Below are 12,369 nucleotides of genomic sequence, written 5' to 3'. Positions count from 1 at the left end.
GCTTCTTGCTGTTTGTCTTTCAGTTCTTTATTTCGAGCTTCTACTTTTTTCTCAAGTTCAGCAAAAGTTTCTTTCTCTTTCGATAACTTATTTCGAAGATCTACGGCAGTCTTTGCATTGTCGGTTCCAGGAGCATCTCTTTCGATTTGTTTTGTAAATGACAAAGCACTTTCAATACGGTCTTTCTTTAAACTATAAATGGAGTTAACAGCTAATTCATATTTAGATTTCAACATGTAATCGTATATTTTAGAACGAAGTTTCGTACTTGGGAAATCATCTAATACATTTTCAAAAGCAGTACTCGCAGCTTTATAATCTGCCATTTTGTAATATTGCTTTGCATTTTCATAAGCCTTAAATTCTAATTTATAAGTCAATTCATCAATTAATTGATCGATGTTTTTTGCACGATTAGATTCAGGGTAATTATTAAGAAAATTTTGCAGTTCATTAATGGCTAAATCTGTACTCGTTTGGTCTAAGTTATAATCCATGCTTCCTTCATAATAACAAAGCGCCGACATGTACGCAGCATCTTCTGCACGTTTGTCTTGTGGGAATGTAACCGAAAAATTTTTGAATTGGTGACCAGCTAATTTGTAATTCTTGTCATAATAATTAGCGTATGCAGAGTTATACACGACATTTGGTGCGTCATCGGTTCCTGCTACTAGGTTTGAAAGCCTTTCGTATAAAGCCAAAGCGTCTTTCCACTTTTTCTTTTCAAATTTTTCGTTGGCTACCTTTAAGATATAATCTTTATCTGCACTTTTCAATGCTAAATCCTGTTGCCTGTTGCAGGCAGATAATGCAAAGAATGCAAGTGTAATAATTAAATACTTTTTCATAAATATAATATAGCAGAACTTATTTTTAAATGTAATTTCTGCGGTTCAGGGTGCAAAAATATAACTTTTTTATCAATAGATTTTTTTTTATGATAATTTAACTAATAATTTAATCAGGATGATACCCTAAAAGTGAAAAAACAGTCACTAAAAGACTTGCCATCACTTTTTTCTCCGATTCATCGAAGTAATTTTCTTCTTTGCCTGAAACGTATAATTGGTAAAACTTTTTATTTCTAATAACAAATAGAGAAGAACCTACGATTAGTGTTAAAATATCTTCCGGTTTTGGAGCATTGGCAAATACGCCAGATGCGACACCTTTTTTTATAACATCATCAATTTTGGAAGTGAAAGTCGTATAGAATTCTAATAAATCTTCTTTTAAATGTTCGGTGTGACGAAGTTCCTGGGTAACAAAACCATGAAAATAATTGAATTTAAATAATTGATTCACCACATATTTTATCAATTCTTTCATTTGCATCTCGGGTTTTCCCTCTCTGATTATTTCTGCGAATTCTGCAAAACTTTCTCTGGTTTTTTGCACTCGGTAGCGATAGAGATACGACATCATTTTTTCTTTGGAACCAAAATAGTAAGAAATCATCGCAACATTTATTTTAGCTTCACTGGAAATATCTCGGACTGATGTTCCTTCAAATCCTTTTTTTGCGATTAGTTTTTCGGCAACATTTAAAATATGAATTTGTTTTTCAGTAAATTTTTTTTTCATTGATGTTTTAGTTTTTAGTAAAGTTAAAGAAAATTAAATATATTTTAAAAGAATTTTTAACCTTAGGATCTCACTTTTTAGTTATTTTTGAGGATGACTTATTTTGATTTCCATCATCATTGTTTAAAAAAGAACGCAGGGATTTATAATTTGCGTGTTGGTCAATCTCCACCAAATGGCTTTTTCTCTGCAGGCATTCATCCTAATTTAAGTTTGGAATTTACTGAAGAACAGTTTGTTTGGTTAAAAGAAATCTCGAAACATAAGAATTGTTTGGCAATTGGTGAATGTGGTTTAGATGGATTGATTAACATTGATGATACCCTACAAGAAGCGTTATTTGAGAGACAAATTGAATTAGCCAACAAACGACAAAAACCTTTAATTATTCATTGTGTCAGAAGGTTTTCTCAACTGATTTATTTTAAAAAGAAAGCGAAGGTTCCGATGATTGTTCACGGGTTTAACAAAAAAAACACCATTGGTTTGGATTTACAAAAGCACGATTTTTATTTAAGTTTTGGAAAATCTGTTTTGCAAAATGTAAATTTGCAGGAATTTGTAAAAGGTTTCCCATTGACAAAACTTTTTCTCGAAACCGATGATTCTGATATTGACATTCAATTAATTTATCAAAAGGTTGCAAACCTGAAAAATATTGAAATGGAAAATCTCATTTTACAAATCAACGAAAATCTAAAAAAATTAATATTTCCTTTTTAAAATGAAAAAAGACTGGCTCGAAAGAACAGAATTGCTAATTAAAGAAAACGGTTTAGATAAACTGCAAAAAGCCAATCTGTTAGTGATTGGTTTGGGAGGAGTGGGTTCATTTGCAGCGGAGTTTTTGGCGAGAGCCGGCGTAGGAAAAATGACCATCGTAGATGGTGATACTGTAGATCTTACCAATATTAATCGCCAGCTTCCAGCCTTAACTTCAACTCTCGGAAAACCAAAAGTTGAGGTAGTTGGCGAGCGACTTCTAGATATTAATCCCAATTTAAAACTCACACAACTCAATCAGTTTTTGAATCCTGAGGATATGGAAGTTATCTTTGATAATCAACGCTATGACTATGTTTTAGATTGTATCGATAGTGTGTCACCGAAAGTTACTTTAATTCTAAATGCTCGCAAAAGGAAAGTGAAAATCGTAAGTTGTATGGGTGCTGGCGGGAAAATGGATCCTTCGAAAGTTTTGGTTCGCGACATTCACAAAACCCAAAGTTGCCATCTCGCCAAGCAAGTTCGAAAACGATTAAAAAAAGAAAATATTGATAAAGGAATCAGGTGTGTTTTTTCCACTGAAATTCAAGATGAGAAAAGTTTAAAGATGACAGATGGAACGAATTTTAAAAGATCTTTCTATGGAACCATCAGTTATATTCCTGCTATTTTCGGGCTTTATGCGGCTTCGGAAGTGATTAATTATTTAATAAAAAAAAATGACTGATTTCAAACTTCCGAGAGAGGAAAAGCTGAAACATAAAAAAGAAATCGGTTTGCTTTTCGAAAAAGGCAAATGGAAAACCTGTGAAAACTTAAGAATCATCACGCTTGATTTAGAGAAAAAGCCGCAGGAAGATTTCTCTTTTAACAATCAGAAAGTTGGTGTTTCTGTTTCCAAAAGGCACTTTAAAAAAGCCCACGACCGAAACAGAATCAAAAGATTATTGCGGGAATGTTACCGATTGAATAAGGAGTTATTCGTTGAAAAATTTGGAACAAACTCATTGTCAATGGTTTTCTGGATTTCTACGGAAAAACCATCTCATTTTAAGATTGTCGAAGAAAATTTTTTAAAGCTTTGTGAATCAGTGAGGTAAACGGGAGGATGCACAAATGTTTGTAAATTTAGAAAACAAGAATAAAAGCGAATCCACGACAATCGAGTGGGCTTGCTTTTATTTATTCTGCCGTAATTCTTTGATTTGCTTTATCTTATCATCAAAATAAGTTTTTTTATCAGGATATTTTTCAGATAGAATTCCAAATGCTTTAATTGCTTTTGCGTACAATTTTTGTTCAGTATAAATGTTGGCCAAAGTTTCAGTCATCAAATGCGAAATATCATCATTCCTTTCTTTTATTACGAAATCCGATTCTTCTTTTAATTTCGAGATTTTCGGTTCTTTTTCAATAAAGTCTTCGATGACTTTATTTTTGATTTCGGTAATTGAAATTTCGATTTTTTCTTTCGATTCTTCTTTGGTTCGGTCTATTTTAAGCCAGCTTTGCCAAGTATTAATAAACTGAGGGACATTACTGTCCTCAATGGTTTCAGTTGATTTTTCCTCTTTTAAAACTTCTTTGTTTTTTAAAGCAGAAAGATTTTCGCTGAAAAAAGAAACATTGAAAATTGGTCTTTCCTCCGAAAGATTATCTTGTTTTAGTTGGTCTTTTTCTTGATGAGTTTCATTAATGATTTTTGGAATGTTAACTTCTTCGGTTTTTGTAGAAATTAAAGCATCTGGAGTATTCGCTGAAAAAGACATCGGCTTCCAAGAACTATTTGTTTCAACAATTGTTTCTTTTTCTTCAGTTTGAATTTTAGAGATTTCCGGAGTTTCAATTTCAACTTGCTCATTAATAGCAACTTCCTTTTCTTTTGGTTTTGAAAGTTCAAACTCTTGAGTTTCAGAAAAATTAACATCAGAATTGATGATGGTTTCTTCTACTTCAACTGTTTTTAGCTTTTTTGAAGCTTTCATTTTTGCTTCAACTTCTGCAATCAATTTTTGCATTTCCGTTTCATGTTTATTCAAAACGGGTTTTTCAATTTCTTTAATTTCCTCTTTTATTAAGGGTGATGTTATTTTTACTTCTGGTAAAAATTCTGCTAAAGCGTGAAAACTCAATTCGCTTTCGTCTTCAATCGTCGTTTTTTCGGTGCTAATAATTTCTTCTTCAACAAGCTTTTCTTTACTAAAAGTTTCAGCATCTTCCACTTTAGAAATAACAGGAACTTCAGTTTGAAGATTTTCTGAACTTAATTTCTGAGTAACAATTTTTCCTGATTCAATGGTAGATTCTAAATCAATAGTTTCAATTTCTTTTTCCAGAAAATCTTCTTCACCTTCGAATAAAATTCTATTTAATTCACCGTTTACAAAAACTGGTTTTGGTAATTCAATATTTTTAGATAGAGTTTGGGTGAACTTACAATGCGTTTCTTCTTGGGCAACTTCACTTTCTACAACAGTTTCAGGAACAATTTCAATTGAAGATTTTGCCTCATCAACAGAATTAATCAACTGATAAAGAATTTTTTTATCCGTGGTATAGGCCGCAGTTATTGAAAGTTCATTTGAATAATTTTCTGGCATTAATCGATGCGTCCCTAAAAGATGCAATGCTCGCAAACTCTGAATATAAGGATGTTTGTTAATCTCACTGTTCAGCAATTCCAAATCTTTGATCTGAAATTGGTCTGGATTTTTGGCTAATTCTAAAATTCTTCCGTTCATTTTACCAGTTGGCTACAATATCATTAAAAATTTTATTGATGATTCTCTCGTTCACCACTTTCACTTGTGACGTTTCAATGGCGTTGATATCTAAATCGCTGCTGAAAGCTGCTTCGTCAGAATAGGTTTTATCGAAACTTTTTTCAGGTTCTACGCTGTTCTCATAATGCACTTTTACAGTGATGGTTAGCTTGTTTTGTGCTGCTTGAATATTTCCTCCAGGAGCGTTCACTGAGGAAGAAATCGTTGTTGGCGTAATCGAATAATTGGTGATCTCACCTTCAATTAAAATATCGGGTTTTTCTGTTGTTCCTTTTAAGCCTGATCTTTGCAAAAATCTGTTTTGAATATCCGTAGAAAATTGTTGCGATAAATTCGGATTCATCAAAGCAGAATTATTCGGAAATTCTCTAATCTGAATCGTTTTTGTTTCCGGACTTAAGGAAGAACCGGTGAAACTGTAACAACTTTCGAGAATAAAAAGAATAGAAACAAGAAAAAAGACAACTAATCTCTTCTGATTTCCAACTTCCGACTTCCTACTTTTTTTTATCATTCTTCTAAATTATATTGTTTAATTTTTCTGTACAATGTTCGCTGCGAAATTCCCAATTCATCGGCGGCTTTATTTCTTCTGCCTTTATGTTTTTCTAAAGCTTTCACAATCAGTTCTCTTTCATTGTTTTGAAGCGAAAGAGAATCAGGTTTGGCTTCTTCCATTTCAATATCTTCAACATCACCGTAATCTTCGTTTCCTTCAGAAATTATCGTAGGATTTTTAAATTGATTGGCATTATTATTTTCAAAATACAAGAGTGAATTTGAATTCTGAACTTGTGTTTCTGGAGTAAAAACCCTGTTGATGAGGTTTTTTTCCTGATGGCTAAAATCACTGTTTTCACGATTTTTTATCAATTCCGAAGTTAAGGATTTTAAATCGTTCAAGTCGTTTCTCATGTCGAAAAGGATCTTGTACATAATTTCTCTTTCTGAATTAAAATCATTCGAAGAAATCCCACCACCTTTCTGTATCACTGCCGGAAGTTGCGACTGCATCGGAATGTACTCTCCTAATTTTGTCGAATTTACTGTTCGTTCTTGCTCAACTACAGTCATTTGTTCTACCAAATTTCTTAATTGGCGCACATTTCCAGGGAAAGGAAAGTTTTCTAAATAACTGATTGCATCATTCGTAAGAACCAATTCGGGCATTCTGTATTTTTCCGCAAAATCTATCGCAAATTTACGGAATAGCAAATGAATATCTCCTTTTCTTTCTCGCAAAGTAGGCATGTCAATTTGTACGGTGTTCAAACGATAATATAGATCTTCTCGAAATCTTCCGTCATTAATTGCATTCAACATATTCACGTTGGTAGCGGCAACAATTCTCACATTGGTTTTCTGAATTTGCGAAGAACCTACTTTCATAAATTCACCACTTTCCAGAACTCTCAACAATCGAACTTGCGTTTGTAAGGGCAATTCGCCCACTTCATCTAGAAAAATTGTTCCGCCATCTGCGACTTCAAAATAGCCTTTTCTGGTGGAAGTTGCGCCCGTAAAAGCGCCTTTTTCATGACCAAAAAGTTCGGAATCAATTGTTCCTTCAGGAATTGCGCCGCAGTTTACAACGATATAAGGTTGATGTTTTCTGCGAGATTCCGCATGAATAATTTTCGGAATAAACTCTTTTCCAACACCAGATTCTCCCATTACCAATGCCGAAATATCGGTTGGTGCAACTTGAATAGATTTTTCCAATGCACGATTAAGCACTGGATAATTTCCGATGATTCCGAAGCGGGTTTTTATGGATTGTAAGTCTGTCATTTTTTAGTTGTTGTCGTTATTGAATTCCAATAGATTTTTCAGTTCTTCTTTTGATGGAAGAATGGTCATGTATTTACTTGCGAAAATTTGGTCGTTATTTTCGGGCAAAGTGTATTCTACCAAAGCTTTACTTTTGTCCTGACAAAGAATAATTCCGATGGTTTTGTTCTCATCTTCGAAGCGTTTTTCTCGGTCAAAATAGTTGACATACATTTGCATTTGTCCAATGTCTTTATGCCTCAATTCGCCAATTTTCAAATCAATTAAAACGAAACATTTCAGAATTCTGTTATAAAAAACCAAATCTATTTTGAAATGTTTTTCATCAAAAGTAATGCGCTCTTGTCGAGAAACAAAAGTGAAACCTTTCCCCAATTCCAAAAGGAAATGTTCTAATTTATCGATGAGTTTTTGCTCCAAATCACTTTCGGAATATTGATTTTTTTCGGGAAGTCCCAGAAATTCTAAAATATAAGGATCTTTTATTAAATCTTTTGGCTGTTCTATAATTTGTCCTTTTTCGGAAAGCTGCAAAATTTCTTCTTTATTTTTGCTTAAAGACAATCTTGTATATAATGCAGAATCGTATTGACGTTGCAATTCTCGTAAACTCCAATTGTTTTTAAAAGATTCAATTTCGTAGAATTTTCTTTCGTTCAAGTCTTTGATTCTCATTAATTTAAGATAATGCGACCACGAAAGATTGAAGTTTTGTAAAATTTTATTCTGTTCACTATCCACTTTTTGAAGCAATAATGAAAGTGGATTTAAGTTGGTTTCAGATTTCGTAGACACTGTCTGCGAAATTTCATTTTGTTGATTATCAGTGTTTTGTAATTTCACAGACACTGTCTGTGAAATTGAGTATGATGAATAAAATTGCTTCATCTGTTGTAAATTTGAAGCAGAAAAACCTTTTCCAAATTTTTCGGTTAAACCAATCGACAAATCTTTCAGTAAAGTTTTGCCATATTCTGCTCTTTCTTGTCCGTTTTGCTCTTCTTCCACAATCATTCTACCAATTTCAAAATAGGTAAGAACCATCGCTTGATTTACCGCAACCGCAACACTTTTTCGGGCACTTTCTAAAAGTGCCGAAATATTATTGATGAGTTGTATGTTTTGAAGGTTGTGCATTTTTTTAAGTTTATTGGAACTTACTTCCTTTAAAATGATTTTTTATTCAAATAACGAATTTACTAATACTATAAAACTTGCTATAAAAGGGAAATTGAAAAGCAATAGAAGACTTGATGTAACAAATTCTCTTCGATTTTCTATAAAAACTAAAGTTAAAATCAATAAAAAAATTAAAGCTACCAGATTGATTACAGCATTAAATGCAATAGCAAAAAACCAGAATATCATAAAACGATCTTCATTGTAAAAGCTAAAAAAATAAGTAAAGATTCCTAAAAGCCAGCTTATAGAAAAGTAAATTAATACCGCTTTATTGATTTTAATTTTTTTCATCATTAAAAAAACTTGAAACGAATAAATCTAAACCGTTTCCCCCAAAAGCGTTCCCTGCGTATTTCCGTGAACAAAAACAGTCACAATGTCGCCTAATTTCTGACCTTCTAATTTATCGAAAACACAAACTGCATTTTGAGAATTTCTTCCTTTCCATTGGTTTTCGTTTTTTCGGGAAGTTCCTTCAATTAAAACTTCGTGGGTTCTTCCGACGTAACCTTGCATTCTTTTTCGGGAAAGTTCGCCTTGCAAAGCAATAACTTCCGCCAATCTTCGCTGTTTTACATCAGCAGGAATATCGTCTTCCATCTTTTTGTGAGCCGGCGTTCCCGGTCTTTCGGAATAGGAAAACATATAGCCGTAATCGTACTCAACTTCCTTCATTAAAGATAAAGTAAGTTGATGATCTTCTTCGGTTTCGCTACAAAAACCAATAATCATATCTTGTGAAAATGAAATGTCGGGAACAATTTCTTTTCCTTTTTTTATTAAATCTAAATATTCTTGTCGCGTGTGTTGACGGTTCATTAATTGCAAAATTCTGTCGCTTCCACTTTGAACAGGAAGGTGAACGTAATTGCAAATATTGTCGTGTTTTGCAATCATTTTGAAAACCTCTTCCGTCATTTCGTGCGGATTGGAAGTAGAAAATCTGATTCGCATTTTCGGAACTGCAATCGCAACCATATCTAAAAGTTGAGAAAAATTAATTGCCGTGAGTTTCTGCATTTCTGTGGCGTTTTTGAAATCTTTTTTCGGTCCGCCGCCGTACCAAAGGTAAGAATCTACGTTTTGACCGAGCAAAGTAATTTCTTTGTAACCGTTTTCCCACAAACCTTTGCATTCTTCGATAATCGAATGCGGATCGCGACTTCTTTCTCTTCCGCGCGTAAATGGCACGACGCAAAAAGTACACATATTATCACAACCACGGGTAATCGTAACGAAAGCTGTAACGCCGTTTCCACCCAAACGAACCGGATTGATGTCGGCATACGTTTCTTCTTTGGAAAGAATAACGTTGATGGCATCTCTTCCGTCTTCGGTTTCTTTTAATAAATTCGGTAAATCTCTGTAAGCATCGGGACCAACAACCAAATCGACCAACTGTTCTTCTTCCAGAAATTTGGCTTTCAAACGTTCTGCCATACAACCGAGAACGCCAACGGTAAGATTTGGTTTTTCCTTTTTTAAATTTTTGAATTGAGCCAAACGCATTCTCACGGTTTGCTCCGCTTTTTCACGAATGGAACAGGTATTTAACAAAATTAAATCAGCTTCTTCCACTTTCAAAGTGGTATTATAACCTTGCTCATTAAGAATAGAAGCCACAATTTCAGAATCGGAAAAGTTCATTTGGCAACCATAACTTTCTAAGAATAATTTTTTAGAATTATCTGGTTTTTCGGCAATGGCAAAAGCTTCGCCTTGTTTGGTCTCGTCTATATATTTTTCTTGCACAACATTTGATTTAAGAATCAAGGCTTAAAATTCAAGGTTTTTACTATTGAATTTTAAACTTTAAATTTTGAATTATTTAGAGTGCAAAGATAAGAATTTTTGTGACAGAATGGCAGGGGATTATCATGAAGAAGCTATCTAATAATCATCGAAAGAAATAGATATTTTGAATCTGTAATTCACAGACATTCCATGATGTTTTGCAGGTTTACATTTCTTTTTTACGGAGTTTACAGCATGAATAAGCATTTCATCGTATTGCTTTAAACCTGAGCTTTTGTCAAGTGATACCCCTTCAATATTTCCTTCTTTATTTATAACAAATGACACAGTAATTGTAATTTTTTTATTTTTTTAATAAATATAGGAAACAGCTACTGTTTCTTTATTTTCACCGTTTATTTTTGCAGATAACCATTTTCCATGTTTGAAACTACTAAAGAAGTAATTTTTTTTGCACATTTGTTTTCTGAAGAATTAGGGTTTTCAGGTTCAATTAACTTCGCCGAATAATCAACATTTATAAGAATTAGGACTCTATAAAAATTTTTGTCGACACAAGCTTTTATTGATTAGAATTTCATGAAAATCTTTACAAAAATTTTCTTCTCCGCCCATATAATTTATTGATCAGAAGGGAAGTTGTTATATTGGATTGTGCATCCTGCCGATAAAAATATTCAAGTTTTCGTTTTACAAAACGGAATTTATATTGGACTAAAACCCGCAACAGAATGCGAAATTATTCCTTCGAGAACCTTTCCTGAATTGAGTTTTTCTACAGATGAGATATTTGGAAATCTTTAGTTGAGATTTTTTAATATAAAATCACAGCAGCTTCCGAGCGGTTTTTTGTAGGTAATCATATTGTAAGTAAATACTTAACTTTGATTTTCGATTGTTTCTTTTGTAAGTTTTGTAATGAAATCTTCGTATTTTTGCAAAAGTTTTAAATGTCATTTTCCCGACATCGGGAAAATGATTAAATGAACAACCATTTCGTTGACGTCAACAAAATGGTTTTATAAGAATTAAATAATTTTAATTTATGCCTTTAATAAAAAGTATCTCAGGAATCCGAGGAACCATCGGTGGTAAAGTTGATGAAAATTTGACGCCGCTTGATGTGGTGAAATTCACTTCCGCTTTCGGAACCTGGCTTCAGAAAAATAAAAATAAAAAAGATTTAACTTTAGTGATCGGTCGTGATGCGAGAATTTCTGGTGCGATGGTGAATTCTTTGGTCACCGCAACTTTGCAAGGTTTGGGGATTCATGTTGTTGATTTGGGACTTTCTACAACTCCGACCGTTGAAATAATGGTTCCGAAACTCAATGCGGATGGCGGAATTATTCTTACCGCTTCTCACAACCCGAAACAATGGAACGCTTTGAAATTATTGAACGAAAAAGGCGAATTCATTACCGGAGAAAATGGCGCAGAAGTTTTAGCTTTAGCAGAAAGTCAAGATTTCGACTATGCCGAAGTTGATGATTTAGGAAAATACGAAACGCGGGACGACGCTTTTGATATTCATATTCAACAGATTCTCGATTTGCCAATGGTCGATGCAGAAGCCATTAAGTCAAAGAAATTCAAAATCGTTGTAGATGCCGTGAATTCTACGGGTGGAATCGCAATTCCTCAGCTTTTAGAAGATTTAGGTTGCGAAGTCGTGAAATTATATTGCGAACCAAACGGACAGTTTCCGCACAATCCCGAACCATTGAAAGAACATTTGGGCGAGATTTGCGAACTCGTGAAAAAAGAAAAAGCAGATTTGGGAATTGTTGTTGATCCCGACGTTGATCGTTTGGCTTTGGTTGATGAAAACGGTGAGCTTTTCGGCGAAGAATATACTTTGGTTGCCGTAGCCGATTATTTGTTGAAAAATAAAAAAGGAGCAGCGGTTTCTAATTTAAGTTCAAGCCGTGCGTTGAGAGATGTTGCTTTAAATCACAATTCAGAATATTTTGCAAGTGCCGTCGGCGAAGTGAATGTAGTCACTTTAATGAAAGAAAAAAATGCAGTAATCGGTGGTGAAGGAAACGGAGGAATTATTTATCCGGATTTGCATTTTGGGAGAGATTCTTTGGTAGGTGTGGCGTTATTTTTGACGCATTTGGCGAAAGAAAACAAGACGGTTTCTGAACTTAGAGCAACTTATCCAAGTTATTTTATGGGTAAAAAGAAAATTGAATTAACACCTGAAATTGATGTTGATGCACTTTTAACTAAAATGGAAAAAGAGTATCAAACAGAAGATATTTCCACCATTGATGGAGTAAAAATAGATTTTGAAAATAATTGGGTACATTTGAGAAAATCGAATACAGAACCGATTATTAGGATTTATACCGAAGCTTTTTCACAAGAAGAAGCGGATGAATTAGGAGATCAAATGATTGTAAAAATAAAAAGTTTGATTTAATTTAAATTTTATTTTTTTAATAAAATTTTAGAAATGACAATCACCATTAATCCAAAAAATAAAAAAAACGGTCTAAAATAAAGACCATTCTCAGAGCAATTGAAGTGGGTTTTGTTG

At 33.4% G+C, this 12,369-nt stretch carries 13 protein-coding genes; 5 read left to right on the top strand and 8 right to left on the bottom strand.

The window, feature by feature from the left end; all coding sequences use genetic code 11:
* Both WBY99_RS10710 and WBY99_RS10705 read right to left on the bottom strand, forming a co-directional pair.
* Positions 1-851: outer membrane protein assembly factor BamD (locus WBY99_RS10710; protein ID WP_423976324.1), on the bottom strand; the 851-nt coding region annotated here is incomplete at its 3' end.
* 109 nt (positions 852-960) lie between these two features.
* Positions 961-1,587: a TetR/AcrR family transcriptional regulator gene (locus tag WBY99_RS10705; protein WP_423976323.1), complete on the bottom strand. Its 627-nt coding sequence runs from the start codon at positions 1,585-1,587 to the stop codon at positions 961-963.
* 93 nt (positions 1,588-1,680) lie between these two features.
* Between WBY99_RS10705 and WBY99_RS10700 the strand changes: the two genes are divergently transcribed.
* The 3 genes from WBY99_RS10700 to rnpA are packed head-to-tail and all read left to right on the top strand — an operon-like array spanning position 1,681 to position 3,413.
* Positions 1,681-2,310, top strand: a complete 630-nt coding sequence (locus tag WBY99_RS10700) for a TatD family hydrolase (RefSeq protein WP_423976322.1) — start codon at positions 1,681-1,683, stop codon at positions 2,308-2,310.
* A gap of 1 nt (position 2,311) precedes the next feature.
* Positions 2,312-3,040 (top strand): tRNA threonylcarbamoyladenosine dehydratase, encoded by a 729-nt coding sequence (locus WBY99_RS10695; RefSeq protein WP_423976321.1) that lies wholly within the window; start codon positions 2,312-2,314, stop codon positions 3,038-3,040.
* Positions 3,033-3,413: a ribonuclease P protein component gene (gene rnpA, locus WBY99_RS10690; protein ID WP_423976320.1), complete on the top strand. Its 381-nt coding sequence runs from the start codon at positions 3,033-3,035 to the stop codon at positions 3,411-3,413. Before WBY99_RS10695 ends, rnpA begins: the two co-directional genes overlap by 8 nt.
* 78 nt (positions 3,414-3,491) lie before the next feature.
* Here the strand turns inward: rnpA and WBY99_RS10685 are convergent, their stop codons facing one another.
* The 6 genes from WBY99_RS10685 to WBY99_RS10660 all read right to left on the bottom strand — a co-directional run bounded on the left by WBY99_RS10685 (position 3,492) and on the right by WBY99_RS10660 (position 10,151).
* Positions 3,492-5,054: a hypothetical protein gene (locus WBY99_RS10685; RefSeq protein WP_423976319.1), complete on the bottom strand. Its 1,563-nt coding sequence runs from the start codon at positions 5,052-5,054 to the stop codon at positions 3,492-3,494.
* 1 nt (position 5,055) lies between these two features.
* A complete protein-coding gene (locus WBY99_RS10680; protein ID WP_423976318.1) occupies positions 5,056-5,610 on the bottom strand; it encodes an LptE family protein in 555 nt (184 codons plus the stop codon).
* Positions 5,607-6,887, bottom strand: a complete 1,281-nt coding sequence (locus WBY99_RS10675; protein ID WP_423976317.1) for a sigma-54 interaction domain-containing protein — start codon at positions 6,885-6,887, stop codon at positions 5,607-5,609. The genes WBY99_RS10680 and WBY99_RS10675 overlap by 4 nt, the downstream gene beginning before the upstream one ends.
* 3 nt (positions 6,888-6,890) lie before the next feature.
* Complete coding sequence (locus WBY99_RS10670) at positions 6,891-8,024, bottom strand: PDDEXK nuclease domain-containing protein (RefSeq protein ID WP_423976316.1); 1,134 nt, start codon at positions 8,022-8,024, stop codon at positions 6,891-6,893.
* Positions 8,025-8,387: 363 nt separating this feature from the next.
* Positions 8,388-9,821, bottom strand: a complete 1,434-nt coding sequence (miaB, locus tag WBY99_RS10665) for a tRNA (N6-isopentenyl adenosine(37)-C2)-methylthiotransferase MiaB (protein ID WP_423976315.1) — start codon at positions 9,819-9,821, stop codon at positions 8,388-8,390.
* Positions 9,822-9,959: 138 nt separating this feature from the next.
* The gene (locus tag WBY99_RS10660) at positions 9,960-10,151 is read right to left on the bottom strand and encodes an energy transducer TonB (RefSeq protein ID WP_423976314.1); all 192 of its coding nucleotides are present in this window, start codon (positions 10,149-10,151) and stop codon (positions 9,960-9,962) included.
* Positions 10,152-10,463: 312 nt separating this feature from the next.
* On the opposite strand from WBY99_RS10660, the gene WBY99_RS10655 reads away from it, so the two are divergent.
* Together WBY99_RS10655 and glmM are read left to right on the top strand one after the other, a co-directional pair.
* Positions 10,464-10,628, top strand: coding sequence for a hypothetical protein (locus tag WBY99_RS10655; RefSeq protein WP_423976313.1), 165 nt, complete (start codon positions 10,464-10,466; stop codon positions 10,626-10,628).
* Between the two features lie 241 nt (positions 10,629-10,869).
* Complete coding sequence (gene glmM / locus WBY99_RS10650; RefSeq protein ID WP_423976312.1) at positions 10,870-12,252, top strand: phosphoglucosamine mutase; 1,383 nt, start codon at positions 10,870-10,872, stop codon at positions 12,250-12,252.
* Positions 12,253-12,369 lie beyond the last annotated feature (117 nt).

Source organism: Kaistella sp. (assembly GCF_049588135.1).
GTDB lineage: Bacteria > Bacteroidota > Bacteroidia > Flavobacteriales > Weeksellaceae > Kaistella.
Note: the sequence above shows the minus strand (reverse complement) of the source record. Positions and strands in the feature narration are given on the sequence as shown.